Annotated in this window: 24 protein-coding genes; 17 read left to right on the top strand and 7 right to left on the bottom strand. The window is 73.3% G+C overall.

From position 1 onward, the window contains the following. The first annotated feature begins 199 nt into the window (after positions 1–199). The gene (locus QC283_RS23555) at positions 200–1,459 is read left to right on the top strand and encodes a hypothetical protein (RefSeq protein ID WP_279563633.1); all 1,260 of its coding nucleotides are present in this window, start codon (positions 200–202) and stop codon (positions 1,457–1,459) included. A 97-nt stretch (positions 1,460–1,556) separates the two neighbouring features. Further along, positions 1,557–1,727 (top strand): hypothetical protein, encoded by a 171-nt coding sequence (locus QC283_RS23550; RefSeq protein WP_279563632.1) that lies wholly within the window; start codon positions 1,557–1,559, stop codon positions 1,725–1,727. Positions 1,728–1,815: 88 nt separating this feature from the next. Here the strand turns inward: QC283_RS23550 and QC283_RS23545 are convergent, their stop codons facing one another. Then, on the bottom strand, positions 1,816–2,691 hold the full coding sequence (locus tag QC283_RS23545; RefSeq protein ID WP_279563631.1) for a MaoC family dehydratase: 876 nt from the start codon (positions 2,689–2,691) through the stop codon (positions 1,816–1,818). Between the two features lie 229 nt (positions 2,692–2,920). On the opposite strand from QC283_RS23545, the gene QC283_RS23540 reads away from it, so the two are divergent. Together QC283_RS23540 and QC283_RS23535 are read left to right on the top strand one after the other, a co-directional pair. Beyond that, positions 2,921–4,375 (top strand): sensor histidine kinase, encoded by a 1,455-nt coding sequence (locus QC283_RS23540; RefSeq protein WP_279563630.1) that lies wholly within the window; start codon positions 2,921–2,923, stop codon positions 4,373–4,375. Between the two features lie 23 nt (positions 4,376–4,398). Beyond that, the gene (locus tag QC283_RS23535; RefSeq protein ID WP_279563629.1) at positions 4,399–5,031 is read left to right on the top strand and encodes a response regulator transcription factor; all 633 of its coding nucleotides are present in this window, start codon (positions 4,399–4,401) and stop codon (positions 5,029–5,031) included. Positions 5,032–5,070: 39 nt separating this feature from the next. On the opposite strand, the gene QC283_RS23530 is transcribed toward QC283_RS23535, so the two are convergent. Continuing rightward, positions 5,071–6,513, bottom strand: a complete 1,443-nt coding sequence (locus tag QC283_RS23530) for an MFS transporter (protein WP_279563628.1) — start codon at positions 6,511–6,513, stop codon at positions 5,071–5,073. 278 nt (positions 6,514–6,791) lie between these two features. On the opposite strand from QC283_RS23530, the gene QC283_RS23525 reads away from it, so the two are divergent. The 5 genes from QC283_RS23525 (at position 6,792) to QC283_RS23505 (ending at position 11,934) form a co-directional block, all read left to right on the top strand. Further along, positions 6,792–8,633 carry an MFS transporter gene (locus QC283_RS23525; protein ID WP_279563627.1) on the top strand — a complete coding sequence of 614 codons (1,842 nt, stop codon included), beginning with the start codon at positions 6,792–6,794 and terminating at the stop codon, positions 8,631–8,633. Positions 8,634–8,786: 153 nt separating this feature from the next. Further along, positions 8,787–9,437, top strand: coding sequence for a class I SAM-dependent methyltransferase (locus QC283_RS23520; protein ID WP_279563626.1), 651 nt, complete (start codon positions 8,787–8,789; stop codon positions 9,435–9,437). A 22-nt stretch (positions 9,438–9,459) separates the two neighbouring features. Next, positions 9,460–10,461, top strand: a complete 1,002-nt coding sequence (locus QC283_RS23515) for an N-acetylmuramoyl-L-alanine amidase (protein ID WP_279563625.1) — start codon at positions 9,460–9,462, stop codon at positions 10,459–10,461. A gap of 157 nt (positions 10,462–10,618) precedes the next feature. Continuing rightward, positions 10,619–11,530 (top strand): hypothetical protein, encoded by a 912-nt coding sequence (locus QC283_RS23510; protein WP_279563624.1) that lies wholly within the window; start codon positions 10,619–10,621, stop codon positions 11,528–11,530. Between the two features lie 113 nt (positions 11,531–11,643). Beyond that, entirely contained in the window at positions 11,644–11,934 is a 291-nt protein-coding gene (locus QC283_RS23505; protein ID WP_279563623.1) for a hypothetical protein, read from the top strand. Between the two features lie 4 nt (positions 11,935–11,938). Here QC283_RS23505 and QC283_RS23500 read toward each other — a convergent pair whose 3' ends face one another. The 3 genes from QC283_RS23500 to QC283_RS23490 are packed head-to-tail and all read right to left on the bottom strand — an operon-like array spanning position 11,939 to position 15,140. Further along, a complete protein-coding gene (locus QC283_RS23500; RefSeq protein ID WP_279563622.1) occupies positions 11,939–13,027 on the bottom strand; it encodes a prenyltransferase/squalene oxidase repeat-containing protein in 1,089 nt (362 codons plus the stop codon). Further along, the gene (locus QC283_RS23495; RefSeq protein ID WP_279563621.1) at positions 13,024–13,758 is read right to left on the bottom strand and encodes a class I SAM-dependent methyltransferase; all 735 of its coding nucleotides are present in this window, start codon (positions 13,756–13,758) and stop codon (positions 13,024–13,026) included. Before QC283_RS23495 ends, QC283_RS23500 begins: the two co-directional genes overlap by 4 nt. Then, complete coding sequence (locus QC283_RS23490; RefSeq protein WP_279563620.1) at positions 13,752–15,140, bottom strand: glycosyltransferase family 4 protein; 1,389 nt, start codon at positions 15,138–15,140, stop codon at positions 13,752–13,754. Before QC283_RS23490 ends, QC283_RS23495 begins: the two co-directional genes overlap by 7 nt. Positions 15,141–15,309: 169 nt before the next feature. Here QC283_RS23490 and QC283_RS23485 point away from each other — a divergent pair, with 169 nt between their 5' ends. The 6 genes from QC283_RS23485 to QC283_RS23460 all read left to right on the top strand — a co-directional run bounded on the left by QC283_RS23485 (position 15,310) and on the right by QC283_RS23460 (position 22,013). Next, positions 15,310–16,035 carry a TetR family transcriptional regulator gene (locus tag QC283_RS23485; RefSeq protein WP_279563619.1) on the top strand — a complete coding sequence of 242 codons (726 nt, stop codon included), beginning with the start codon at positions 15,310–15,312 and terminating at the stop codon, positions 16,033–16,035. Positions 16,036–16,288: 253 nt separating this feature from the next. Beyond that, on the top strand, positions 16,289–17,557 hold the full coding sequence (locus QC283_RS23480; RefSeq protein ID WP_279563618.1) for a prenyltransferase/squalene oxidase repeat-containing protein: 1,269 nt from the start codon (positions 16,289–16,291) through the stop codon (positions 17,555–17,557). After that, on the top strand, positions 17,554–18,231 hold the full coding sequence (locus tag QC283_RS23475) for an SCO2322 family protein (protein ID WP_279563617.1): 678 nt from the start codon (positions 17,554–17,556) through the stop codon (positions 18,229–18,231). Before QC283_RS23480 ends, QC283_RS23475 begins: the two co-directional genes overlap by 4 nt. 97 nt (positions 18,232–18,328) lie before the next feature. Continuing rightward, the gene (locus QC283_RS23470; protein WP_443032675.1) at positions 18,329–19,492 is read left to right on the top strand and encodes a CbiQ family ECF transporter T component; all 1,164 of its coding nucleotides are present in this window, start codon (positions 18,329–18,331) and stop codon (positions 19,490–19,492) included. Then, complete coding sequence (locus tag QC283_RS23465) at positions 19,489–21,180, top strand: ABC transporter ATP-binding protein (protein ID WP_279563616.1); 1,692 nt, start codon at positions 19,489–19,491, stop codon at positions 21,178–21,180. Before QC283_RS23470 ends, QC283_RS23465 begins: the two co-directional genes overlap by 4 nt. Continuing rightward, positions 21,177–22,013, top strand: a complete 837-nt coding sequence (locus QC283_RS23460) for an ECF transporter S component (protein ID WP_279563615.1) — start codon at positions 21,177–21,179, stop codon at positions 22,011–22,013. The genes QC283_RS23465 and QC283_RS23460 overlap by 4 nt, the downstream gene beginning before the upstream one ends. Before the next feature lie 122 nt (positions 22,014–22,135). Here the strand turns inward: QC283_RS23460 and QC283_RS23455 are convergent, their stop codons facing one another. Next, positions 22,136–22,906: a calcium-binding protein gene (locus tag QC283_RS23455; protein ID WP_279563614.1), complete on the bottom strand. Its 771-nt coding sequence runs from the start codon at positions 22,904–22,906 to the stop codon at positions 22,136–22,138. A gap of 153 nt (positions 22,907–23,059) precedes the next feature. Here QC283_RS23455 and QC283_RS23450 point away from each other — a divergent pair, with 153 nt between their 5' ends. Together QC283_RS23450 and QC283_RS23445 are read left to right on the top strand one after the other, a co-directional pair. Next, a complete protein-coding gene (locus QC283_RS23450) occupies positions 23,060–24,259 on the top strand; it encodes an RNA-guided endonuclease InsQ/TnpB family protein (protein ID WP_279563613.1) in 1,200 nt (399 codons plus the stop codon). A 473-nt stretch (positions 24,260–24,732) separates the two neighbouring features. Beyond that, positions 24,733–25,338 (top strand): lytic polysaccharide monooxygenase auxiliary activity family 9 protein, encoded by a 606-nt coding sequence (locus QC283_RS23445; RefSeq protein ID WP_279563612.1) that lies wholly within the window; start codon positions 24,733–24,735, stop codon positions 25,336–25,338. 153 nt (positions 25,339–25,491) lie between these two features. Here the strand turns inward: QC283_RS23445 and QC283_RS23440 are convergent, their stop codons facing one another. Further along, on the bottom strand, positions 25,492–26,484 hold the full coding sequence (locus tag QC283_RS23440) for a GlxA family transcriptional regulator (protein WP_279563611.1): 993 nt from the start codon (positions 26,482–26,484) through the stop codon (positions 25,492–25,494). Between the last annotated feature and the right edge of the window lie 30 nt (positions 26,485–26,514).

Raw genomic sequence — 26,514 nt, 5'->3', positions numbered from 1 at the left:
GCTCCCGCGACCGCACCGCAGCGTGCTCCCGCGACCGCAGCCCAGCGTGCCCCCGCGACCGCCTCGCTCCGGCGCAGCACACACCGCACCCTTCCTTCAGGCGAATCGTTCCTGTGCCACACGTATGTGTGATGCGGACTGTCGCCGGTCCCCCGCCCGTGCGTACGAAACTAGCTTCGTCGCTGGAGGTGACCGAACGATGACGGTCTGTGCAATCGAGCCTTCGGCGGACCCCGGGAACGGCGGTCCCCGGCGGGCGGCCTGCAGCATCACCGCGGAGGGCGCCTACGCCGCGCGTCTCGCCCTGCGGGGAGACTCCTGGTACCCGGAGCGCTGGACCCTGGACGGCCCCGAACCGTACGCGGTGCCGCTGCCCGGCAATCAGCCGGAGGAGCCCGGCACCGACGTGCAGCCGATGGGCGACGGGCGGGTCCTGGTCCACCGCGTCGCGGCCGGACGGCACGTCTTCTCGCTGCTGTACCCGACCGGGCCCGGCACCGGCGAGCTGTCGCTCGGCGCGGTCGAGTGCCCGTCGGACACCGCCGCGCTGCGGCTGCTGCCGCCGGTTCCGGGCGGCGAGCGGGCGTACGCCCTCGCCGTCGGCCCGCGCGCTTCGGTGCTGTGGCAGGTCGCCGGCGGCCTCTTCGGTCCCCTGCGGATCGCCGAGATCCCCGGCCGCTGCTCGGGCGGGGTCTGGCTGGACCGCGCGGGCCGGATACTCGCCGTGGACCGGGAGACCGGCGGGCGCACCAAGGCGGTCGTGGTGGACCTGGAGCGGGCCGGCGAGGTGTCGCCGCTGTTGCAGATCGCCGCGGACAGCGACGACCGGATACTGCTGGCCGACCCGGACAGCGGACTGGTGCTGATCCGCTCGGACGCGCCCTCGCCGGGGCACGAACGGCTCGGCTGGGGCGTCCTGGGCAGCACACTGCCGGTGCGCTTCCCGGAGTGCCTGCGGCTGCCGGACTGTGTCGTCACACCGTTCGCGATCCAGCCGGGTCAGGCGCTCACGCCGGAGCGCTGCGCGGTGGCGCTGCGCCTGGACGGCGCGTTCGGCAGCTGGGTCGGCGTGTGGCGGCCCGCCGAACGACAGGTGCGTCACCTTCCGGCGCCGGAGGGGTGGTTGACGGGGGCCGGGCTGTGGACCGCGGACGGGGAGCTGCGTCTGCCGTGCGCCACACCGCAGTCGCCGTGCGGTGTGGCGCGGCTGACCGCACGCGCGGCGGGCGACGGCCCGCCGCCGGAGGACCCGGGGAGCCCGGGCATCCCGGGGATCCCGGGGGGCGTGGAACGCGCGAGGGGTGCCACGCCCGCGCGGGACGCCGCAAGCGCGCGGGATACGGAGATCACGGCTCCGGTCGACCCGGACGGAACGGGCGAAGCGGACATCCGGACGTCCGCTTCGCCCCGCCCCGTACCGCTGCAACAGGCCCCGCTGGCACAGCTTGTAACGAAGTAGTGCCGGTTGGCGTGGTCGCCTGGATTCGGGCCGAGGTGTGCCGGTTACACTCGCCCGGCTGTAGGAAAGATCATGTTGACGGGGTGAATTCCTTCCGATGAACGACGCCAGCACGACCCAGCCGATGCAGGCCGACGGTGCCGACGTTCGCGAGACCGACACCGGCCCCGGCCGGCACCGAGGTCCGGTCTCCAGCCAGGACGACGCGGCGACTCCACGGGGCCGCCACCGCAAGCCGGCCGAAGCGGCCGACTCCGCGGCGGCCTGACGGCACGGCAAGAGGCACAACACAGAAGTAGCGAGCAGGCAAACGGCTCCGGCCCCGTCCGTCACTCCGACGAACGGGGCCGTTGCCGTCATCCGAACCGGACGACGGTGTCGGCGAGGACCGGCGCGTCGTCGCGGTCCACGGCGCCCACCGCCACCCGCACCGTGCCGCCCTCCCCCGGCCCCGCGGACCGCCACATGCGCACCCGCAGCGTCTCCCCCGGATACACGACCCCGGCGAACCGCGCGCGGTACTCGCGCACCCGGGTCACGTCACCGTCCAGCAGCGTGTCGACGACCGACTTGAGCGTGCCGCCGTAGGTGCACAGCCCGTGCAGGACGGGCCGGTCGAAGCCGGCGCGCGCGGCGAACTCCGGGTCGGCGTGCAGGGGGTTCCAGTCGCCGGAGAGCCGGTAGAGCAGGGCCTGGTCCTCGCGCAGGGGTCGCTCGGCCACGTGGTCCGGCGCCGCGGCGGGTGGCGGCGCCGGACGCCCGGACGGTCCCCGCTCACCGCCCCAGCCGCCTTCTCCGCGTACGAAGACCTCGGCCTCGTCGGTCCACAGCGGCCCACCCTCGTCGGTGACCTCGGTGCGCAGGACGAGGACGGCCGCCGTGCCCTTGTCGTACGCGGCGACGACGCGCGAGGCGGCGCTCGCCCGGCCCCGCACCGGAACGGGCCGGTGCGCGCGCAGGCGCTGCCCGCCGTGCAGGACGTCGGCGAGGTCGACGTCGACACCGGGCATGGACAGCGCGCCGATCACGCCGGGCGGACCGCCGCCGGCGACGGTGGCGAAGCTCGGCAGGACGTGCAGCCGGGATTCCAGGGTGTAGCGCAGCTCGCGTGGGTCGGTGGCGGGCAGGCCGGCGCCGATGCCGAGGTGGTAGAGCTGGACGTCCTTGTGGTCCCAGGCGATCTCGCGGACGCGGGGTGCGGCGGCGAGCGCCTCGGCTGCGTCGATGGGCATGGCTCTCCCGGTACGGGCATCACGGACGGGCGGCACGGACGGGCGGCACGGACGGGCGGCACGGACGGGCACGACCGTACGGGACGCCGGTCTCCCATGACATTTGTCCTGCCGTTCTCCGGACAACCGCATCTGCCGCCCGCCCCCGCCGACTCCGTAGCGTCGCCCGTACGCCACCGAAGGCATCGAAGGCACCGACCACACACCGCGTCTCAGGGAGTCGACGGCCATGACCCGCACACAAGCCCGCGCACAAGCCCGCCCACAAGCACGGCGAACGGGCAGGATCCCGTGCCACCTGGAAGCGTGGCGACCGGCGCGGCGGTCCACGCCGTGCGACGCCGGCGAGCGAGGGGAACGAGGGGAAGGGGTCGGTCCGCCGCCCATCGGCTTCAGGCTCCTGCCCTGGCTGCTGATAAGTCTGGGCAGCCTCGCGAACCTCTTCCAGGACCGGACCTCGAACCCCTGGATCGGCGTCATCGGTCTGCTGGTCTTCAACTCGCTCTACATCTACGTGGCCGTCCGCTCCTTCCACGAGAAGAGCCGGGAGTCCCCGTCCACGCGCCTGGCCCTGGTCGTCATGACCCTGGTGACGTGCGGGCTGTCCCTGGCGTACGGGGGCAACTGGCTGCTGTTCTTCCCGCTGCTCGGGCTGGCCGCGGGTGCGGCGCTGCGCGGCCGGTGGCTGGGCCGGTGGGGCTGGTCGCTGGCGGTGCTCGCGGGTGCCGTGGCCGGGTTCAAGGACGGCTGGGGCAGTCTGAGCATCGCCTACGGGACCTTCCTGTCGACGATGGTGACGGCCGCGATCCTCGGTCTGTCCGACGCCGTACGGCAACTGCGCGCAGCCCGCGAGGAACTCGCCACCCGCGCGGTGGCGGAGGAGCGGCTGCGCTTCTCCCGCGACCTGCACGATCTGCTCGGGCACACCCTGTCCGTGATCGTGGTCAAGTCGGAGGCGGCCCGGCGGCTGGCCCTGAGCGACCTGGACACGGCCCTGACGCAGATCACCGACATCGAGTCGATCGGCCGCCAGGCGCTGACCGAGGTCCGCGAGGCCGTCACCGGCTACCGCGAGGGCAGCCTCACCACGGAGCTGGACCGGGCGCGTTCGGCGCTGACCGCGGCGGGCGTGGAGCCGGTGGTCCGCCTCTCCGGCCCGCCGCTGCCTCCCCGGGCGGAGGCACTGCTGGGGTGGGTGGTGCGGGAGGCCGTCACCAACGTCGTACGGCACAGCGGGGCCGGCCGGTGCGAGATCGCGGTGTCGGGCGGCCCGGAGCGGGTCCGGCTGACGGTCACGGACGACGGCACGGGCGGCGACGGCTCCACCCGGGGGCCGGGCACGGGCCTGACCGGCCTGGCGGAACGCCTGGCCGCGGCCGGCGGCTCACTGACCGCGGGGGTGGCTGAACGGGGTGGGTTCACGGTGACGGCGGAACTGCCGGTGGAGTCGGTGGAGGCGGAGTCGGCGCAGGCGGGACCGGAGAAGGCGGGACCAGCGGGGGCGGGACCGGAGAAGGCGGGACCGGAGAAGGCGGGACCGGAGGGGGCGGGACCGGAGGGGGCGGGACCAGCGGGGGCGGGACCGGAGAAGGCGGAACCGGAGGGGGCGGGACCGGAGGGGCCGTCGGCGGCGGGGGTGGTGGGAGGCAGCGGTGTGGGGACGGCGTCCCCGCCCACCTCCTAGCCTTGCGCCGTTAGCCTTGCGCCGTGACCGACGAAGCCCCCGGCTCCCCTCCCGTCCGTGTCCTCCTCGCCGAGGACCAGGGCATGATGCGCGGCGCGCTCGCGCTGCTGCTCGGGATGGAGAAGGACATCGAGGTGGTCGCGCAGGTGTCGGCCGGGGACCGGATCGTCGACGCCGCGCTCACCCACCGCCCGGATGTCGCCCTCCTCGACATCGAACTGCCGGGCAGGAGCGGTCTGGACGCCGCCGCCGAGCTGCGTGAGCGGGCGCCGGGCTGCCGGGTGCTGATCCTGACCACCTTCGGCCGCCCCGGGTACCTCCGGCGGGCCATGGAGGCCGGAGCCGTCGGTTTCCTGGTGAAGGACGGCCCGGTGGAGGAGCTGGCCGGCGTGATCCGGCGAGTGCTGGACGGAGAGACGGTCGTCGATCCCGCGCTCGCCGCCGCCGCGCTCAGCGCGGGCCCCAGCCCGCTCACCGCCCGCGAGTGCGACGTCCTGCGGGCGTCCGCGGACGGCGCGACCGTCGCGGACATCGCGGCGGCCCTGCACCTCTCCGAGTCGACGGTCCGCAACTACCTCTCCGCGGCCATCGGCAAGACCGCCACCCGCAACCGCGCGGAGGCGCTCCGCGAGGCCCGGCACCAGGGCTGGCTCTGAGCCGGTCCCGAGCCCATGCGCCCGGCGTCCGCGCCGAAGTCACCCACGCGCCCCGCGCTTCGCCCGCTCCCCCGGCGGCAGCCACACCCGCATCAGCACCGCCCCGGCGACCAGCACCACCGCCGCCGTGCGGAACACCAGCGCGTACCCCTCCGTCAGCGCCTCCGGCCCGGCGTCCTCTCCCCCGGCCCGGGCCGCCGCGATCGTCGACATCACGGCGAGTCCCAGCGAACCGCCCATCGTCCGGGAGGTGTTGACCAGCCCGGAGACCAGTCCGGCGTCATCGGCCGCCGCCCCGGAGATGGCCAGCGACGCCAGCGGAGTCGCCGCCAGGCCCGCGCCCAGCATCATCAGGACCCCGGGGATCATGATCGCGGTGACGTAGTCCCCGTCCGCGGTCATCGTCGACTGCCAGCCGAAGCCGGCCGCCGCCACGAGCGTGCCGAGCACGGCCGTGTTCCGGGCCCCGATCACCCGCATGAACCGCGGTGCCGCCTTCGACGCGAGGACGACCGCCAGTGAGCTGGGCACCAGGGCGGAACCGGCCTCCAGCGGTGAGTAGCCCAGTACGTTCTGCGCGTACAGCGTCATGAAGAACCACATCGCGAACATCGACGAGCCGGACACCAGCATCGCCACGTTCGCCGACGCCACCGACCGCAGACGCAGCAGCCCCAGCGGCATCAGCGGCGCCACTGTCCGCGCCTCGACGAGGAGGAACAGGGCGAGCAGCGCCAGCCCGGCGAGCAGCGGCACCAGCGTGGCGGACGCCGTCCAGCCCTCGGACTCGGTCTGCGAGATGCCGTAGGCCAGGGTGGCCAGGCCGGCGGTGACCAGGAGCGCGCCCGGCAGGTCGAGGCGCCGTCGCTCGCCCGCCCGGCCCTCGGTCAGCCAGAGCACGGCCCCGGCCAGCACCACCGCGCCCACCGGCACGTTGATCAGCAGCACCCAGCGCCACGACAGCCCGTCCACCAGGACGCCGCCCACCAGGCCGCCCGCGGCGCCGCCCCCCGCGCCGACGGCGGTCCAGGTCGCGATCGCCCGGGCCCGCGCGGCCCCCTCCGGGACCGCGGCGGTCAGGATCGTGAGCGTCGAGGGGGCGAGTACCGCCGCGCCCAGTCCCTGCGCGGCCCGTGCGACCAGCAACTGCCAGCCCTCCTGGGCGAGTCCGCCGCCCAGCGAGGCCAGCGTGAACAGTCCGAGCCCGACCAGGAACATCCGCTTGCGCCCGTACAGGTCCCCGGCCCGCCCGCCCAGCAGCATGAACCCGGCGAAGGCGATGGCGTAGGCGTTGACCACCCACTGCAGTCCCTGCGCGCTCAGCCCGAGGTCGGTCCGCATCGACGGCAGGGCGACGTTGACGACGGACACGTCGAGCACGACCAGGAACTGCCCGGCGCACGCGAGCGCCACGACCAGCCAGGTGGGTGGCGTGCGGCGCGAGGATATTCGGGCGGTGTTGGTACCGGTGGCTTCCAGCATGAGCGTCATGGTCTCAACCCGGGCGCGCCCCTTGCACCGGTATTTGGTCCCCCGGGTCGGTCCGGTTCCGTCCAGGGGGGTCCTAGGCCCGCGGACGTAGACACTCCCCAAAGAGAAGGCCAAAGAGAAGGTCAAGAATTCGTTAGGGACTCGAAGTAACGGAATAGTTGCCCTGGCGCACGAGGTTCAGCCTGCACACATACGCGTCCGCACGTCCGCGGCGCGGTTCACGCATGGCATCGCGTTCGCCGCTCATACCGGCCTGGAGGCCTCACTCAATGTCCGACACGACGACCGACGAACCCGCCCGGAAAGCGAGCGGGACCACCGTCCCGGTGCTCGCCTTCGCGGGCATCGTCGTCGCGGTGATGCAGACCCTGCTCGTCCCCGTCTTCAAGGACCTGCCCCGACTTCTGGACACGACACCCGGCAACGCCACCTGGGTCATGACCTCCACGCTCCTCTCCGGAGCCGTGGCCACACCGATCATGGGCCGGCTCGGCGACCTCTTCGGCAAGCGCCGCATGCTGGTCGTCAGCCTGTCGGTGATGGTGGTGGGCGCGCTGGTCAGCGCGTTCACCGACGCCCTGCTCCCGATGATCGTCGGCCGTACCCTCCAGGGTTTCGCGATGGGCGCGATACCCCTCGGCATCGGCCTGATGCGCGACATGCTGCCCCGCGAGCGGCTCGGCTCGGCGATGGCGCTGATGAGTTCCTCGATCGGCGTCGGCGGCGGCCTGGCGCTGCCCGCCGCGGCCCTGGTCGCGCAGCACACCGACTGGCACGCCCTGTTCTACGGCGCCGCGGGCCTCGGTGTCCTCGCCATCGCCCTGACCCTCGCCGTCGTACCGGAGTCCCCGCTGCGCGCCAAGGGCTCCTTCGACCTGCCGGGCGCGCTGGGTCTGGCCGCCGGTCTGGTCCTCTTCCTCCTGCCGATCACGAAGGGCAGTGACTGGGGCTGGTCCTCGCCCACCACGCTCGGCCTGTTCGGCGCCGCCGTCGTGGTCCTGCTGCTGTGGGGCCTGATGGAGCTGCGCGTCGCGGCCCCGCTGGTCGACCTGCGCACCACGGCCCGCCGCGAGGTCCTGCTCACCAACCTCGCCTCGATCATGGTCGGCGTCGCCTTCTACGTCGTCTCCCTGGTCCTGCCGCAGCTTCTCCAGCTGCCCTCCGAGACCGGCTACGGCCTCGGACAGTCGATGGTCGTCGCGGGTCTGTGCGTGGCCCCGCTCGGTCTGACGATGATGTTCACGGCGCCGGTGTACGCCCGCCTGTCCGCCCGCTACGGGCCCCGGACGACCCTGCTCCTCGGCCTGCTGATCATCGCGATCGGCTACGGCGGCGGCCTCGGCCTGATGAGCGCCGCCTGGCAGACCGTCGTCACCTCGGTGCTGCTCGGCGCCGGCATCGGCCTCGCCTACTCCTCGCTGCCCGCGCTGATCATCGGCGCGGTCCCGGCCTCGGAGACGGGCGCGGCCAACGGCCTCAACACCCTGATGCGGTCCATCGGTACGTCGGTGTCGAGTGCCGTCATCGGCATGGTGCTCGCCAGCACCGCGGACGACGTCGGCGGGGTCGCCGTCCCGACCATGCAGGGCTTCCGTGTCTCCTTCCTGATCGCGACCGGCGCGGTCGCCGTCGGCCTGGCCCTGGCCTTCTTCCTCCCCCGCCACCGCCCGGCCACGACCACCCAGCTGCGCGCGAGCAGCGAGGAGGACGCGAACCTGGCCCGCGCCGAGCGGGCGCTGTCCGACGGCTCCCCGTCCGGCGCGGAGCTGTCCGGCGGCTTCCCGTCCGGCGCGGAGCTGTCCGGTGGCTTCCCGTCCGGCGGCTTCCCGTCCGACGCGGAGCTGGCCGGCTTCCGCGGCCGGGTGCTGACCGCCGACGGCGTCCCCGTCGCCCGCGCCAAGGTCACGCTGATCGACCGGCACGGCCGCCAGGCGGGGGCGACGCTCTCCGCCGGGGACGGAAGCTACGCCCTCGCCGTCCCCGCCGAGGGCCCGTACGTGCTGGCCGCCCGCGCCACGGGCCACGGCCCGCTCGCCCACTCGGCGACCCACACCGGCGACCGCCCGGTCGACCTGGACCTGTCCCTGCCGGGCGAGACGGTCTCCGCCTGACCCGCCCCCCTCACGGCCCAACGCCCCCGGCCTGCCCCCTCACGGCCCGCACCCCTGGCCCGTCCCTCCGGCTCCCGCACCCCCGTCGCAGCACGCGGCCGGGGGTGCGGCAGCATAAGGCGCCGTACGCCCGCCTCACCGAAAGGGACCCTCATGCCCGCGGCACCCGCCCCCGACACCCTGGCCGCCTTCGAGGCCGCGAAGGGGTTCATGCCCGCGCACGAGGGCCTCGCCCTGTACGCGGCGGCCGTCGAGGCGGGCGGGCTCGGGCTGCCGTTGCTGGAGGTCGGCACGTACTGCGGGCGCTCCACGGTCCTGCTCGCCGACGCGGCCCGCCGGGCCGGGGTGAGCGTGCTCACCGTCGACCACCACCGGGGCAGCGAGGAGCAGCAGCCGGGCTGGGAGTACCACGACCCGGAGACGGTCGACCGGGAGCTGGGCGTGATGGACACCCTGCCCACCTTCCGCCGCACCCTCCACCGGGCCGGCCTGGAGGAACACGTCGTGGCCCTCGTCGGCCGCTCCCCCCAGGTGGCGGCCATCTGGAACTCCCCTCTCGGCCTCGTCTTCGTCGACGGCGGCCACACCGACGAGCACGCGAACGCCGACTACGAGGGCTGGGCACCGCACGTGGCCGACGGCGGACTCCTGGTCATCCACGACGTCTTCCCGGACCCGGCCGACGAGTTCACCGGTCAGGCTCCGTACCGCGTCTACCTCAGGGCTCTCGCGTCCGGGGCGTTCACCGAGGTCTCCGTGACCGACTCGCTGCGCGTCCTGCGGCGAACGGGCGCGGGGATCTGAGGGCGCGGTCTAGAGTCGCTGCGTGTCGTACACAGGCCCGGACTTCGATCCTCCCCAGCCCCGCCGTTCCCCGCTGCGCCGTCCGCTGACCGTGGCGATCGCCGCGCTCGTGCCCGGGGCGCTGCTCGGGTGGGGGGTGTACGCGGCGGTCGGCGGCCCGGACGACGGGGGCGGCGGCGGGGGCGGTGCGGACCGCGCGGCCGGCGTGGGTACGTCGTCTGCGGCACCGTCCTCCACCGGTCCCGCGTCGCCCACCGACGACGCCAAGGCACCCACGGGCACCTCTCCGTCGGCGACAGCGGCCAGGCCCTCCCCCTCGGACTCCAAGTCCGCTCCCGCCGCGGTGTCCGGCCCCCTCGAGGGCAAGGTCGTCGTCATCGATCCGGGCCACAACCCGGGCAACTTCCAGCACACCTCCGACATCAACCGCAAGGTGAACGTCGGCACGCACTGGAAGGAGTGCGACACCACCGGCACGGCCACCAACGCGGGCTGGCCCGAGGCGAAGTTCACCCTCGACGTGGCGCACCGGCTGCGCACGCTCCTGGAGGAGCAGGGCGCCACGGTGAGGCTGACGCAGGACGACGACCGCCCGTACGGGCCCTGTGTGGACGAGCGGGCCCGGATCGGCAACGAGGCGAAGGCGGACGCCGCGATCTCGATCCACGCCGACGGGTCGGGGGCCGGCAACCGCGGCTTCCACGTCATCCTGCCCGGCTCGGTGCGGGACGGCGACGCCGGCACCCGCGCCATCGTCGCCCCCTCCGCCGAACTCGGCCGGCGCGTCGCGGGCAACTTCGTCCGCGCCACGGGCAGCGCGCCCTCCAACTACGTCGGTGGCGGCACCGGTCTCGTCACGCGCACGGACCTGGGCGGTCTCAATCTGTCAACGGTTCCCAAGGTGTTCATCGAGTGCGGCAACATGCGCGACAGCAAGGACGCGGCGCTGCTGACCAGTGGTGCCTGGCGGCAGAAGGCGGCGCAAGGGATGTCTGAGGGAATCGTGAGTTTCCTGCGCGGGTAGTGACCAGTGCGCTCATCCCTGCGGACAGCTCCGACGTACGGACGATAGTGTCGTCCGTACGATGAGGGGCCACCCCCGCGCTTCGCACCGGGCCTGACGGCGACATGGTGACAGCGACGCCTCTACCGACGACGAGACGACCTACGAAGGACCTGAAGTGAATATCCGCTCCCTCACTCGAGGCGACGGCGTGGTGATCGGAGCAGCGGTGTTGCTGTTCATCGCGTCGTTCCTCGACATCTACTCGATCGACGGTGCCCCGGACGACGCCGACATTCCCAGCCTGTGGGGCAGTGGGGCGGTCGTGCTCGGTGTCGTCCTCGCGGGCATCATCGGCACCGTGCTCGTCGTCGTGGCCCGCGCGCTGCCGCAGCCCAAGAAGGTGGCGGGGCTCGACCTCGGCCAGTTCGGCGTCGCGTTCACCGTCTTCGCCGCCTGGTCCGCGCTCGGCAACATCTTCGACCCGGCGGGCGCCTTCGACGGCGACGGCGGCGCCTTCACCAACAATCTCGGTGCCGGCACGGGCCTGATCCTCGCCCTCATCGCCACCCTGATCATGGCCGCCGCGGCCGTCGCGACCCCCCTGGTCCCGGCCCTCAAGGGCTCCCTGATCCCGGCCGCCCGTCCGGCCGCGCCGCAGCCCTACGGCGGTCAGCCGCAGAGTGGTTACGGCTACCCGGGCGCGCAGCAGCAGCCGTACGGCGGCCAGCCGGGCCAGCCCGGTCCCGGACAGCCGGGCCACGCACAGCCGGGCCCCGGTCAGCCGGGTCAGTCCTTCGGCGGGCAGCAGCCGCAGCCGGGTCAGCCGCAGCCGCAGGCCCCGCAGGCGGCCCAGCCGCAGCAGGCGCAGGCGCAGCCGGCTCCGGCCGGGGACTTCTCGCCGTTCTGGTTCGCCGTGCCGGTGCCGCGTCCGCTGTTCGCGGAGGACGGCTCGCCCACGCCGATCGCCGAACTGGCGCCGGGCACCTGGTACCTGGCCGTCGAGCAGCGCGGCGCGAACCTGGTCGCCCAGACGCAGGACGGCCGCCGCGGCGTGCTGCAGGACACCTCGGGCATCCAGCGCGGCTGACCGCGCGTTCCACGTCAACGGCCCCTCGTTCCGGGAGACTTCCGGGAACGAGGGGCCGTCGACATGTCCGCCTTCGCAGGTTTCGGACAGGCATCCGAGGCCAGACGGAAGTCATGTCCCCTAGAACTCGCAGTGGTTCCAGCGCCGGGACGGCCATCGCGGTCATCGCCGACATCATGGCCGTCATCCTCGGGCTGTGGATCCTCATGTACCTGTTGGACGCCAACCCGGCCAACGACCTGGTGCGGTTCGTCCACGAGGTGGCCGACGTGCTCGCCGGCTGGTCACGTGACCTGTTCACCTTCGACGAGGCCTGGGCCCGCGTCGTCGCCGGGTACGGCCTGGCAGCCCTGGTCTACCTGTTCGTCGGCCACGCGATCGCGGGCCGCCTGGGCCGCCGCTGACCGCTCAGACGCAGCAGTCCGGGTCCAGTCCCCTCGGCAGACGGTCGCCGGAGAAGACCTGGCAGGTGGCCTCGTGGCCGCCGAGCGCGGCGACGGCGAGGAGCAGGGAGCCGGCCGTCCAGGTGGTGAGTTCCCGCGGCCAGATCGCCTTGTCCTCGAAGACGTAGCCCGTCCAGTACAGGCCGCTGTCCGCGTCCCGCAGGTGCTGGATCGACTGGAGGACGGTCAGGGCGTGGTCGGACTCGCCCACCGCCCACAGGGCGAGCGCGAGTTCGGCGGACTCGCCGCCGGTCACCCACGGGTTGGGGACGACGCAGCGTACGCCGAGGTCCGGGACCACGAAGCGGTCCCAGCTCTCGGCGATGCGGGACCTGGCCTCCGTGCCGGTCAGCGCGCCGCCCAGCACCGGGTAGTACCAGTCCATCGAGTAGCGGCCCTTGTCCAGGAACCGCTCCGGCTGGCGGCGGATGGCGTGCCGCAGCGCGCCCGCCGCCAACTCCCAGTCGGGCTGGGGCTCTTCGCGCTGCTCGGCGATGGCGAGGGCGCAGCGCAGCGCGTGGTGGACGGAGGAACTGCCGGTCAGCAGCGCGTCCGTGGTGTCGGTGCCGTCGTCGTCCCGCCGCCAGCCGATCTGGCCGCCGGGCTGCTGGAGGCGCAGCACGAACTCGACCGCCGCGTGGACGACGGGCCACATCCGGTCCAGGAACGTGTCGTCGCCGGTGGAGAGGTGGTGGTGCCAGACGCCGACGGCGACGTAGGCGACGAAGTTGGTCTCCCGGCCGCGGTCGGTGACGTCGGCGAAGTCGCCGTCGGCGTAGGCCGCGTACCAGGAACCGTCGGGGTTCTGGTGCCGGGCCAGCCACTCGTACGCCCGCTCGGCGGCCTCGTGCTCGCCGGCCGCGTCGAGGGCCATCGCCGCCTCCACGTGGTCCCACGGGTCGAGGTGGTGCCCGCGGAACCAGGGGATCGCGCCGTCCTCGCGCTGCTCGGCGAGGATGCCGCGGACGGTGGCGGCGGCCTGGTCGTCGGTGAGGACGCCGGGCAGGATCAGGTGTTCCGTGCGGGGCGTGCGAGGGCTCCGGGGCGATGTCACGCGGCGTCCACCGACGGGAGGTGCGGCTTGGTCGCGTAGGCCACGAAGCTCTTGCCGATCAGCGGGTTCAGCGCCTGCTCGGCGACCCTCGTCGCCAGTGGCTTCTTCATGATGTCCCAGACCAGCAGCTTGTGGTACGCCCGCACCGGCAGCGCCTTGTCGTTGTCGACGCCGAACGCGCACTTCAGCCACCAGTACGGCGAGTGCAGCGCGTGCGCGTGGTGGGTGCCGTAGGGCCTGAGGCCGGCCTCGCGGATGCGGGTGAGGAGCTGGTCGGCCTTGTAGATGCGGATGTGGCCGCCCTCGACCTCGTGGTAGGCGTCGGACAGCGTCCAGCAGACCTTCTCGGGGCCGTAGCGCGGCACGGTGATCGCGATGCGTCCGCCGGGCCTGAGGACGCGGACCATCTCGGCGAGGACGCCCTTGTCGTCGTGGATGTGCTCCATCACCTCGGAGATGATGACGACGTCGAAGGACTCGTCGGGGAAGGGCAGGGCCAGCGCGTCGCCCTCCATCGCGGTGGCGGTGGCTCCGGCCGGGGCCTCGCCGGCCTCCTTCATCGCCGCGAACCACTTGGCGACCTCGCGGATCTCCTCCGCGTTCTGGTCCAGCGCCACGACCTGGGCGCCGCGCCGGTAGCACTCGAACGCGTGCCGGCCGGCGCCGCAGCCGAGGTCCAGGACGCGGTCGCCCGGGGCGAGCGGGAACCGGGAGAAGTCGACGGTCAGCACGTGGCCCTGCTTTCGGGGTAGACACCGGTGTCACTGGTCGCACTCGTCGGGGCCGCGGGGACGGCCCTCGGAGCGGTCGCGGAGGGGCCGACGGCCTCGCGGTAGCGGGCGGCCGTGCCTTCGGCGGCCCGCGCCCAGGTGAAGTGCCGCAGCACGCGCTCGCGTCCGGCCGCGCCGAGCCGCGCCCGCAGTTCGCGGTCGCGGAGCAGCCGGTTCAGTCCGGCGGCCAGCGCGCCCGCGTCGCCCGGTGGTACGGCGAGGCAGGTCTCCCCGTCGGGTCCGGCGACCTCCGGGACGGCGCCGCCGGTCGTGGCGAGCAGCGCGGTGCCCGTCGCCATGGCCTCGGCGGCGGGCAGCGAGAACCCCTCGTACAGCGACGGCACGCACGCGACCTCGGCCGAACGCACCAGGTCGACCAGTTCGGCGTCCGAGATGCCCTTGACGAACTCGACGGCGTCCTCGAGGCCGTACCGCTCGATCGCCTGCGCGACGGGGCCCTCGGCGGGCCGCTTGCCGACGACGACGAGGTGGGCCCGCGGGTGCTCGGTGCGCGCCTTGGCCAGCGCCTCGACGAGGAAGACCAGGCCCTTGAGCGGCACGTCCGCGCTGGACGTCGTCACGATCCGGCCCGGTACCCGCGGCACCGACGGGTCGGGCGAGAACAGGTCGGTGTCGGCGCCGATGTGGACGACGTGGACGCGGTCGTCCCGTACGCCGAGGTGGTCGACGATCTCCTGGCGGGAGGTGCCGGAGACGGTGAGTACGGAGGGCAGGCGGCGCGCGACGCGCTTCTGCATGCGGGTGAAGGCGTACCAGCGGCGCACCGAGTACCGGCGCTTCCAGCCTTCGGCGGCGTCCAGTTCGAGCTGCCGGTCGACGGTGATGGGGTGGTGGATGGTGGTGACGAGGGGGGCGCCCACGTCGCCCAGCAGGCCGTAGCCGAGGGTCTGGTTGTCGTGGACGACGTCGAAGTCGCCGCGGCGGGCGCGCAGATGGCGGCGGGCGCGCAGCGAGAACGTCAGCGGTTCGGGGAAGCCGCCGGTCCACATCGTGCCGACCTCCAGCGCGTCGACCCAGTCGCGGTACTCGCCGCGCTTCGGGGTGCGGAAGGGGTCGGGCTGGCGGTAGAGGTCGAGGCTGGGCAGCTCGGTGAGGGACAGCCGGTCCGCCAGGCCCTCGTCGAGCACGGGGTACGGCTGGGCGCCGATGACCTCGACGCGGTGGCCGAGGCGGGCCAGTTCGCGTGAGAGGTGGCGGACGTAGACGCCCTGTCCGCCGCAGAACGGGTTCCCCTTGTAGGTGAGGAGCGCGATACGGAGCGGTGGCAAGCCGTCGGCGGCTGGCTCCGGACGGGGACCCGTCTGACTGGCCTCGGCGGTCACCCTGGGCCCCCTCCTCACTGCGCTGTCCCGCGACACTATGCCGGGACGTTAATCTAGAACAAGTTTCAGACTTGATCGTTCAGAGGCTCCGAATCTACCGGCAGGTAGGGGTGCTGTGACGAGTGGATCAGGTGATTCACGCCACGGCGACGGGGAGAAGGTGGCCAAGGTGGACAACCCGGGAACGGAAGCCTCCGGTGGTTCTGGGCCCTGCGGTGCTTCCGGTACCTCCGACGCCTGCGATGCCTCCGGTTTCGAGCGCCGCTCCGCCGCCCCGCCCCTCACCGAGCGGCAGCGGGAGCGCCGCCGCCGCATTCTGCACGCGACCGCGCGGCTGGCCTGCCGGGGCGGTTTCGAGGCGGTGCAGATGCGCGAGGTCGCGGAGTCGTCGCAGGTCGCCCTGGGCACGCTGTACCGCTACTTCCCGTCCAAGGTCCATCTGCTGGTGGCGACCATGCACGACCAGCTGGAGCGGTTGCACGGCACCCTGCGCAGGAGCCCCCCGTCCGGTGAGACGGCGGCGGACCGGGTGGCGCAGACCCTGATGCGGGCGTTCGGCGCGCTGCGGCGGGAACCCCGGCTGGCCGAGGCCATGGCCCGGGCCCTGACCTTCGCCGACCGCGGCGTCTCCCCGGAGGTCGACCAGGTCTCCCGCCAGACCACGGCGATCATCCTGGACGCTATGGGCGGCCTGGAGAACCCGACCCCCGAGCAGCTCTCCGCGGTCCGCGTCATCGAGCACACCTGGCTCTCGACCCTGATCGCCTGGCTCTCCGGCCGCGCCTCCCTCGCCCAGGTGGGAGTGGACATCCAAACGGTGTGCCGGCTGATCGACCTCACGGACGCCGGGGCACACGGGCGGCCGCCCCGGCCCGGCCCCGTCGGCTCCGGGTAAGGTGGCCGCGTCGTCATCACGCCGTACGGGGGGAAGCCGGTGCAATTCCGGCGCTGACCCGCAACCGTGAACCGCCCGCCGAGGCCCCTTCGGGGTCGTCCGCGGACGGTGAGCCGGACTGCCCCGCACGGACGTGACCGGCTCACGTGCCCGGCACCCGCCGGCGCACGGGCACCGTCGAGGCATACGGGGCCGAGCCGCCGGGGGTGCCCCGTGCTGTCCGGCCCCGCACAGGGAAAGGCACCCGCCGCTCATGAACGTCCGCCGTCGTGGCAGCGCCGCGGCCCTCGCCGTCATAGCCGTGCTCGGCGCCGCGGCCGCGCCCGCGGTCGCCGCCGACCCGTCGCCGTCCGCCTCCGCGTCCGCCTCGTCCACGCCGTCCCAGCCGTCCGGGCTGTTCGGCACCACGGACCCCCAGTACGACGGCGTCTGGCGCCAGTCCCTCGCCCTGCTCGCGCAGGACACGGTGGGCATGCTCCCGTCGTCGGAGGCCGTGGACTGGCTCGCCGGGCAGCAGTGCGACAACGGCGCCTTCGCCCCGTACCGCGCCGACACCGCCAAGGCGTGCGACGCCAAGACCATGGTCGACTCCAACAGCACGGCCGCCGCGGTCCAGGCGCTGTGGGCCGTCGGCGGGCGCGGCGACGTCGTCGAGGACGCCCTCGCCTGGCTGAAGTCCGTACAGAACGAGGACGGCGGCTGGGGCTACACCCCCGGCGGTGCCAGCGACGCCAACTCCACCTCCGTCGTCATCGGCGCCCTCACCGCCACGGGCACCGACCCCGAGCGGGTCGAGAAGGACGGCAGGTCCCCGTACGACGCCCTGCTGACCTTCGCCCTGCCCTGCGCCGAGGACAAGGGCGCCGGAGCCTTCGCCTTCCAGCCCGACAAGGACGGCAAGCTGCTCGCCAACGCGGACGCGACGGCCGCCGGCGTCCTCGGCGCGCTCGGCAAGGGCCTGGTCACCGAGGCCGGCGGGAAGACCGCCGACGCCACCTGCGCCGACGCGGACAAGCCCACCCGCGAGCAGGCCGCCGCGAACGGCGCCGCCCACCTCACCCAGGCCCTCGCCGCGGACGGTCACCTGAAGTCCGCCCTCGGCGGCTCCGCCGACCAGCCCGACTACGGCAACACCGCCGACGCGGTCGTCGCCCTCGCCGCGCGGGGCGGCGCGCAGAAGGCCGCCGAGCCGCTGGCCTGGCTGAAGAAGAACGCCGCGAAGTGGGCCGAGCAGAGCGGCCCGGCCGCCTACGCCCAGCTGATCTTCGCCGCGCACGCCACGGGCACCGACCCGCGCGCCTTCGGCGGCACGGACCTGGTGGAGAAGCTGAACGCGACCGGGCCGGCTCCGCGAGGTGTGACGGACACCGCCACCATCAGCGCCCAGGACGCCGACCAGGACGAGAAGAAGGACGACTCCGGCTTCGGTGTCTGGTGGATCGTCGGCGTCTGCCTCGTCGTCGCCGTCGCCGTCGCCGCCGGCCTCGTCCTGCGCGCCCGCACCAAGAGGCAGCAGCCGTGACCCGCCGCGCCGTTCTCCTCCTCCTGGCCACGATCCTGCTGATCGGGAGCGCGGGCCAGGCGCAGGCCGCCGGGTATCGCTACTGGTCCTTCTGGGACCGCGACGGCGACAGCTGGGTCTACGCCACCCAGGGGCCGTCGCTCGTCCGTCCCTCCGACGGCGACGTCCAGGGCTTCCGCTTCGCGGTGAGCGAGAACTCGGGCGACGCGGCCCAGCCGCGCGGTACGGCGGACTTCGCGGCGATCTGCGCGAAGACGCCGGCCGAGGACGGCAGCAAGCGCGTCGCCCTGGTCCTCGACTTCGGCACGGCGTCCGACGCGCCGTCCGGCGAGACTCCGCCGGCCCCGCGCACGGCCTGCGCCCAGGTCTCCCCCGACGCGACGACGGCCGACGCCCTGGCCGCCGTCGCGGACCCGCTCCGGTACAACACCAACGCGCTGCTGTGCGGCATCGCCGGGTACCCGAAGTCGGGGTGCGGCGAGCAGGTGGCGCGGAACGAGGGCGCGCAGGACGACACGCAGGAGGGCTCGGCGGCCACCGCGGCCCCGGACGAGAAGAGCACGCAGGACGACGACGGCCCGTCGGTCGGCCTCTACGCGGGCATCGCCCTCGTGGCGGCCCTGGCCGGAGCGGCGGCCTGGCAGGCGAGGCGGCGCAGAAATGCCACCGACTGACCCTGCGGACAGCCACGCCACGCCGCCCCGCCCTACGGACAGCCGCGCCACGCCGCCGCCCCAGCCTGCGGGCAGTCGTGCCGCTGGGGCGGCACGGGTGGGCGCAGGCGGCACCCTGGCAGCGCCGGTAAGCGCCCCCACCCCCGGCCCCCACCGCACGGTGCCCGTACACCCCGGCGCCTGGTGGCTCTGGGCGCTGGCCCTCGGCACCGCCGCAACCCGCACCACCAACCCCCTCCTCCTCTCCCTCCTCGTAGCCGTCTCCGCCTACGTCGTCATCGCCCGCCGCCCCCACGCCCCCTGGTCCCGCTCCTACGGCGCCTTCGTCAAGCTCGCCCTGGCCGTCCTCGTCATCCGCCTCCTCTTCACCGCGGTCCTCGGCTCCCCCATCCCCGGCACGCACACCCTCGTCACCCTCCCCGAGGTCCCCCTCCCCGACTGGGCGCAGGGCATCCGCCTCGGCGGCCGGGTCACCGCGGAGGGCCTGGCCTTCGCCCTGTACGACGCGATGAAGCTGGCCACCCTCCTCATCTGCGTCGGCGCCGCGAACGCCCTCGCCAACCCCGCCCGCCTCCTCAAGTCCCTGCCGGGCGCCCTGTACGAGATGGGCGTGGCCGTCGTCGTCGCCCTCACCTTCGCGCCGAACCTCATCGCCGACGTCCAGCGCCTGCGCGCCGCCCGCCGTCTGCGCGGCCGCCCCGACGGCGGCGTACGGGGCCTGCTCCAGGTCGGTCTGCCGGTGCTCGAAGGCGCCCTGGAGCGTTCCGTCGCCCTCGCCGCCGCGATGGACGCCCGCGGTTACGGCCGTACCGCCCAGGTCCCCGCCCCCGTCCGCCGTACCACCGCCGCCCTCACCCTGGGCGGCCTGCTCGGCGTCTGCGCGGGGACGTACGGGCTGCTGACCGCGGCGGGCGGCACGTACGGCATCCCCGTCCTCCTGGCCGGCGTCGCCGCCGCGCTCGCGGGGCTGTGGCTCGGCGGTCGCCGGTCGGTCCGCACCCGGTACCGACCGGACCGCTGGGACGCCCGCGCCTGGCTGGTCACCGCCTCCGGGGTGGCGGTGGCGGCGCTGATGTTCCTCGCCGCCGCCCGTGACCCGGCGGCGCTGCACCCGGGCGTGGTCCCGCTGGTCGCCCCCGGCCTTCCGCTGTGGCCGGCGGCGGCCGTACTGATCGGCCTGCTCCCGGCGTTCGTCACTCCCGCCCCCACCCCCACCTCCGTAACCGCCCCCGTACCCGCCCCCGTCAAGGAGCCGTCGTGATCCGCTTCGAGGATGTCTCCGTGACGTACGACGGAGCGGCCGAGCCCACCGTCCGGGGCATCGACTTCGAGGTCCCCGAGGGTGAACTCGTCCTGCTCGCCGGCCCGTCCGGGGTCGGCAAGTCCACCGTGCTGGGCGCGGTCAGCGGCCTGGTGCCGCACTTCACCGGCGGCACGCTGAGCGGCCGGGTCACGGTGGCCGGGCGGGACACCCGCACCCACAAGCCGCGCGAACTCGCCGACGTCGTCGGCACGGTCGGGCAGGACCCGCTCTCCCACTTCGTGACGGACACCGTCGAGGACGAGCTCGCCTACGGCATGGAGTCCCTCGGTCTGGCCCCGGACGTGATGCGCCGCCGCGTCGAGGAGACCCTCGACCTCCTGGGCCTGTCCGACCTCCGGTCCCGCCCCATCGCCACGCTCTCCGGCGGCCAGCAGCAGCGGGTCGCGATCGGCTCGGTCCTCACTCCGCACCCGGACGTCCTGGTCCTGGACGAGCCGACCTCCGCCCTCGACCCCGCCGCCGCCGAGGAGGTCCTCGCCGTCCTCCAGCGCCTGGTCCACGACCTCGGTACGACGGTTCTGATGGCCGAGCACCGCCTGGAACGCGTCATCCAGTACGCCGATCAGGTCGTCCTGCTCCCGTCATCGGGCGCGGCGCCGCTCCTCGGCTCTCCGGCGGACGTGATGGCCGTGTCCCCGGTGTACCCGCCGGTGGTGGGCCTGGGCAGGCTGGCGGACTGGTCCCCGCTGCCACTGACGATCCGCGACGCCCGGCGCCGCGCGGCCCCGCTGCGGGACCGGCTGGCCGACCGGGAGATCCCGGCCCGCACGCCGCCGGCCGCCACGCTCCCGCCCCTTCCCGCGCTCCGGCCCGCCCCCGCGTCCCGCTGGCGCCGCCGCGGGAAGGCCCCGCAAGCCCCTTCGGGCCCCACCTCGTACGCCGCCGAGGTCCGCTCCCTCGCCGTCCGCCGGGACCGGATCCAGGCGCTGCGCCACATCGACCTGACCGTCTCCCCCGGCGAGACCGTCGCCCTGATGGGCCGCAACGGCGCCGGGAAGTCCACCCTCCTGTCCGCCCTCGTCGGCCTGGTCGAACCGTCCGCCGGTTCGGTCCGCGCCGGCGACGCCGTACCGCACCGCACGGCCCCCCGCGATCTCGTGCGCCGGGTCGGCCTGGTCCCGCAGGAGCCGCGCGACCTGCTGTACGCCGACACCGTCGCCGCCGAGTGCGCGGCCGCCGACCGGGACGCGGAGGCGTCCCCCGGTACCTGCCGCGCCCTGCTCACCGAGCTGCTCCCCGGCGTCACCGACGACACCCACCCCCGCGACCTCTCCGAGGGCCAGCGCCTCACCCTCGCCCTGTCCGTCGTCCTGACCGCCCGCCCTCCCCTCCTCCTCCTGGACGAGCCGACGCGCGGCCTGGACTACGCGGCGAAGGCCCGGCTGGCCGGCATCCTGCGCGGCCTGGCCGCCGAGGGCCACGCGATCGTGCTGGCCACGCACGACGTGGAACTCGCCGCCGAGCTGGCCCACCGGGTCGTGCTGCTGGCCGAGGGCGAGGTGATCGCCGACGGCCCGGCGGCGGACGTGGTGATGGCCTCCCCGTCCTTCGCCCCGCAGGTCGCCAAGGTGCTGGCCCCGAGGCAGTGGCTGACCGTCGCGCAGGTGCGGGAGGCGCTGGCATGACCGGCGGCGTCCCTCCCCAGCGTCAGGCCCGCGCCGTCCGGCTCGGCCCCCGTTCCGTGGCCGCCCTGCTCCTGGTCAGCGCGGTGGGCGTGGCGGGCTTCGGCTGGCCCTTCCTGGCCCCGCCGGACGCCTCGCTGAACGCGCACGCGCAGGACGCGCCGTGGCTGTTCGCGGGCCTGCTGGTGCTGCTGGTGGCCGTGGTGGCGGCGACGATCTCGGAGTCGGGGCTCGGCCCGAAGGCCGTGGCGATGCTCGGTGTCCTGGCGGCGGTGGGCGCGGCGCTGCGTCCCATCGGCGCGGGCACCGCGGGCCTGGAGCCGATGTTCTTCCTCATGGTCCTCAGCGGCCGGGTCCTGGGCCCGGGCTTCGGCTTCGTCCTCGGCTCGGTCACGATGTTCGCGTCCGCGCTGCTCACGGGTGGGGTGGGCCCGTGGATGCCGTTCCAGATGCTGTCGATGGGCTGGTTCACGATGGGGGCGGGCCTGCTGCCCTTCCCCGACCGTCTGCGCGGTCGCACGGAGCTGTTGATGCTGGCCGCGTACGGCTTCCTGGCCGCGTTCGCCTACGGCACGGTGATGAACCTGGCGGGCTGGACCTTCATGAACACGCTCGCCTCGAACATCGCCTTCGACCCGGACGCGTCGATCCCCGACAACCTGGCCCGCTTCCTCGCCTACTGCCTGGCCACGTCCCTCGGCTGGGACGGGGGCCGCGCCGCCGTGACGGTCGTACTGACCCTCGCGCTGGGCACCCCGGTCCTGAAGGCACTGCGCCGCGCCACCCGCCGGGCGGCCTTCGAGGCACCGGTCACGTTCGAGCGGCCGGCGAGGTGAGCCGCCCCACGTGACCGAGGGCGCCGACTGCGGCGGCACCGCGCCCGCGGCGCCGATCGCGCCGCGGGGCAGGGCCTTCGTGCGGAGCGGCGTGCTCACGGCAGGACGTGCGCCGGGTGCGCCTACGGGAGGACGATGTCGCGGCCCGGCCCGCCTTCGACGGTGTCCTTTCCGAGGCCGCCACCGACGAGGTCGTCGCCGCCTTCGCCGTGCAGCATGTCGTCGCCGGGGCCGCCGAGAACGATGTCGCGGCCGTCCCCGCCCATGGCATGGTCGTCGCCGGAGCCGGCGTACACGGTGTCGTCGCCGCCGTAGCCCTCGATCATGTCGTCGCCCGCGCCACCCCACATCCGCTGGTCGTCGCCGTCGCCCATGAGGTGGTCCATGCCCTCGCCGCCGTGCAGCACGGCGGGCCCCATGACCATGTCGTTCCCGTCGCCGCCCAGCACCGTGCGTGCCGTGTGGGCGTGCAGTTCGTCGTCACCGGAGCCGCCGCTGACGGTGCCGACCCCGGGGGTGAAGGCGGCGACCGTGTCGTCGCCGTCGCCGAGGTGGATGTCGATCCGGTCGGGACGAGCGCCGTCGGCGGGCAGTTCGCAGACGACGGCGGTGGTGTCCTCGGCTGAGGAGTACGCGCAATGATCGCCCGGTTCGAGCGGGACCACGTCGCGGAAGCCGATCCGCTGGATGCCGTCGCTGGTGTACATGAAGAAGACGTTGAGGTCGTTGGTGTGGCCCGCGGCGGCCGTGAAGACGATCGACTGGGTCTCCCAGTCGGCTCCGACGCGGGACTTCGCCTCGGCGGCGCTCGCGGCGGTCGCCGGGCCGAGGGTGAGGCCGGCAGTGCACAGGGCCACGACGAACGCGCCGACGGCGGTTCGGTTTCGGTTCATCTGATTCCTCCGTGGATACCCCTGCCTTCAGGCAGGGGAGGAAACGGACTCCCTGCGGAGCAGGGTGATGGGCGGGGTTTCGCCGCCAGGGCGAAGGGCCGCGCCCCGACCAGCAGCTTTGGTCTTAAGTCGCAGTGCCGCTAGTTTGTGAGCGTGGCCACGACGTGTGTGAAGCGGGCGTTCAAGTACCGCTTCCATCCAACCGATGCGCAGGCAGCCGAGCTGTCGCGCACCTTCGGATGCGTACGCAAGGTCTACAACCTGGCACTCGCGGCCCGTACCGAAGCATGGGCGCGGCAGGAACGGGTCAACTACAACGCCACCTCGGCGATGCTGACGGCGTGGAAGAAGACCGAGGAGCTCGCCTACCTCAACGACGTCTCCTCCGTACCCCTGCAGCAGACACTTCGGCACCTGCAGAACGCGTTCACCCACTTCTTCGGCAAGCGGGCCAAGTATCCGCGCTTCAAGTCGCGGAAGAGGTCGCGGAAGTCGGCCGAGTACACGACCAGTGGTTTCCGCTTCCGTGACGGGAGACTGACGCTGGCGAAGATGGCCGGCCCGCTGGCCGTCGTGTGGTCGCGGCCCCTGCCCGAGGGGGCATCGCCGTCCACCGTGACCGTCTCGCAGGATCCGGCGGGACGCTGGTTCGTCTCCCTGCTGTGTGACGACCCGACCGTGAAACCGCTCCCGGCAACCGATACGGCGGTCGGTGTGGACGTGGGCCTGGAACACCTGCTGACCCTCTCCACCGGGGAGAAGATCGCCAATCCCCGGTATGAACGCGCCGACCGTGCCCGCCTGGCGAAGGCCCAGCGCGCCCTTGCCCGCAAGGCGAAGGGCGACGGAGCCAACCGGGCCAAGGCCCGCCGCAGGGTCGCCACAATCTACGCCCGCATCGCCGACCGGCGCCGGGACGGGCTCCACAAGCTGACCACCCGACTCGTTCGTGAAAACCAAACGATCGTGATCGAGGACCTGATCGTACGCAACATGGTCAAGAACCACACCCTCGCCCGGGCCATCTCGGACGCGGGCTGGAGCGAGTTCCGCTCCCTGCTGGAGTACAAGGCCGCCTGGTACGGGCGCGAAGTGATCGCAGTGGACCGCTTCTTCCCCTCCTCCAGGCTGTGCTCGGCCTGCGGCGCCCTGCGGGGCAGGATGCCGTTGAACGTCCGTACCTGGACGTGCGACGGCTGCGGCACGACCCACGACCGGGACGTGAACGCGGCCAACAACCTTCTGGCGGCCGGGCTGGCCGTGTCTGTCTGTGGAGCTGGTGTAAGACCTCAACGGAGTACTCCGGGCGGGCAGTCGGCGACGAAGCAGAAACCCTCACGACGCGAGCCGTGAGAATCCCCCTCCTTCAGGAGGGCGAGAAGTCAAGGAACCTCATCTCGATGGAGTGACAGTTGACCGAACGGCTTGCGTGGTGCTGGCGGGGACTCGGCCGTGAAGGCGGTCTCCTCCGCCGGCCCGAAGATGCCGGGCCGCGAACTGACGCGGCGTCATGGTAAACCGCTGCCCCTCCGGATGCGATGGGTGGGACTCGACGGCAAGGAGTGGTTCCGGAGTCGCCGCGGGAAGGGCCGACCGCCCGAGTCCGGCAAGGGCACCGGCTCCCGCACCAGGGCGGATTCCCCAACCGCGACCCACCACTGTGATCGACTTTGTCTGTTTCATTGACATTTCACTGAGGAGTCGTCATTTTGGGAGCGCTCCCATTACAGCCTTGCCTCTGGAAGGAGTCCCCCCACATGCGCACAACGAGTCCGTTAACCGGGCGTTCGCGGTCGGCCCTCCGTCGGCCTCTCCAGGCGCTCGTCATGCTGTTCGCCGTGGTCGTCGGCGCACTGGCCTGGTCGACCCCCGCCCAGGCCCACGGCACCATCGTCGGTCCCGCCACCCGCGCGTACCAGTGCTGGAAGACGTGGGGCAGCAACCACACGAACCCGGCCATGCAGACCCAGGACCCCATGTGCTGGCAGGCCTTCCAGGCCAACGCCGACACCATGTGGAACTGGATGAGCGCCCTCCGCGACGGCCTCGGCGGCCAGTTCCAGGCGAAGACCCCCGACGGGACGCTCTGCAGCAACAACCTCTCGAGGAACGCCAGCCTGAACAAGCCCGGCCAGTGGAAGACCACCAACGTCGGCAACAACTTCTCGGTGCAGCTGTACGACCAGGCGTCCCACGGTGCCGACTACTTCAAGGTCTACGTGAGCAAGCAGGGCTTCGACCCCAAGACCCAGACCCTGGGCTGGGGCAACCTCGACTTCATCACGCAGACCGGCCGCTTCGCCCCGGCGCAGAACATCACCTTCCCCGTCCAGACCTCCGGATACACCGGACACCACGTGGTGTTCGTGATCTGGCAGGCCTCGCACCTCGACCAGGCGTACATGTGGTGCAGCGACGTGAACTTCGGCTGAGCCGAGGAGCGCCGCGCACGGCACCGGCCTTCGCCGGGCGCCGGTGACCCGCCCGCCCGGCAGACCGAGCCCCGTCGGGGCAGGGGCCCTCTTCGGCCACCCTGCCCCGACGGGGCTTCACGCGCTCCGGGTTCCGTGACCCGCAAGCCGAGTTCACGCAGGAACGGTCCGGAACCGTCGCCGGTACTCCGTCGGGGTCGTGTCCAGGCGCCGGCGGAACGCCCGGACCAGGGTGTCGACGGTGCCGAAGCCGCAGGCGGAGGCGACCCTCTCCAAGGTCCCGTCAGTGGATTCGAGCTGCTGGCGCGCCACCTCGACGCGGACCGACTCGACGTAGGCGTACGGGGTGGTGCCGAGTTCGGTCTTGAAGATCCGGGTGAGCTGCCGGTCGCTGACGTGCGCGTGTGCGGCGAGGTCGGCGACGGTGAGCGGTTCGGCGATGTTGCGCAGGACGTGGTGGCGGAGTTCCTCGACGCGCCGTGTCGTGGAGACCTGCTCCAGCGGAACGCTGAACTGACTCTGCCCGCTCGGCCGCTTCAGATACATCACGAGCTGCCGGGCCACGCGCAACGCCACCGCCTCGCCGAGGTCGTCGGCGACGAGCGCGAGGGAGAGGTCGAGGCAGGAGCTGATGCCCGCGCCGGTCCACACGTCGCCGTCCCGGATGAAGATCGGGTCGGCGTCCACCTCGACCGCCGGGTGGTCGTCGGCGAGCTGCCGCGCGGTCGACCAGTGGGTGGTGACGCGCTTGCCGTCGAGGAGTCCGGCGGCCGCCAGCACGTGCGCGCCGACGCAGACGGACGTGACCCGCCGGGTCCGGCCGGCGAGCTGCCGCACCCGCTCCACCACGGCGGGGTCGGTGAGCGCGTGGACACGCCGCCGACCGTCGATCTCGACCGCGCCGGGCACGATCAGGGTGTCGACGCGCCGGGCGGACAGGTCGTCGAAGGTGACGTCCGGGAGGACCCGGACCCCGGCGCCGGTGGTGACCGGGTCCATGGTCTCGGCGGCGAGGACCACCTCGTACCCCGCCGCCTCGTCCGTCTCGCGCCGGGCGAGGGCGAACACCTCCGGCGGCCCGGTGACGTCGAGCAGGTCGACGCCCTCGAAGAGGACGACGACGATCAGTCGGCTCACGGAGTTCACGTTCCTCCCAGCTCCTATGTCGGTATCTGC

The sequence above is a fragment of the Streptomyces sp. DH41 genome (genome assembly GCF_029813785.1).
Classification (GTDB): Bacteria; Actinomycetota; Actinomycetes; order Streptomycetales; family Streptomycetaceae; genus Streptomyces.
The sequence above is the reverse complement of the archived record's forward strand: the minus strand, read 5'-3'. Positions and strand labels throughout refer to the sequence as shown.

Coding starts and splice junctions, on each gene's coding strand:
- QC283_RS23555 (WP_279563633.1), top strand. CDS start 200: ATGACGGTCTGTGCAATCGAGCCTTCGGCGGACCCCGGGAACGGCGGT.
- QC283_RS23550 (WP_279563632.1), top strand. CDS start 1,557: ATGAACGACGCCAGCACGACCCAGCCGATGCAGGCCGACGGTGCCGAC.
- QC283_RS23545 (WP_279563631.1), bottom strand. CDS start 2,691: ATGCCCATCGACGCAGCCGAGGCGCTCGCCGCCGCACCCCGCGTCCGC.
- QC283_RS23540 (WP_279563630.1), top strand. CDS start 2,921: ATGACCCGCACACAAGCCCGCGCACAAGCCCGCCCACAAGCACGGCGA.
- QC283_RS23530 (WP_279563628.1), bottom strand. CDS start 6,513: ATGCTGGAAGCCACCGGTACCAACACCGCCCGAATATCCTCGCGCCGC.
- QC283_RS23525 (WP_279563627.1), top strand. CDS start 6,792: ATGTCCGACACGACGACCGACGAACCCGCCCGGAAAGCGAGCGGGACC.
- QC283_RS23520 (WP_279563626.1), top strand. CDS start 8,787: ATGCCCGCGGCACCCGCCCCCGACACCCTGGCCGCCTTCGAGGCCGCG.
- QC283_RS23505 (WP_279563623.1), top strand. CDS start 11,644: ATGTCCCCTAGAACTCGCAGTGGTTCCAGCGCCGGGACGGCCATCGCG.
- QC283_RS23480 (WP_279563618.1), top strand. CDS start 16,289: ATGAACGTCCGCCGTCGTGGCAGCGCCGCGGCCCTCGCCGTCATAGCC.
- QC283_RS23460 (WP_279563615.1), top strand. CDS start 21,177: ATGACCGGCGGCGTCCCTCCCCAGCGTCAGGCCCGCGCCGTCCGGCTC.
- QC283_RS23455 (WP_279563614.1), bottom strand. CDS start 22,906: ATGAACCGAAACCGAACCGCCGTCGGCGCGTTCGTCGTGGCCCTGTGC.
- QC283_RS23445 (WP_279563612.1), top strand. CDS start 24,733: ATGCTGTTCGCCGTGGTCGTCGGCGCACTGGCCTGGTCGACCCCCGCC.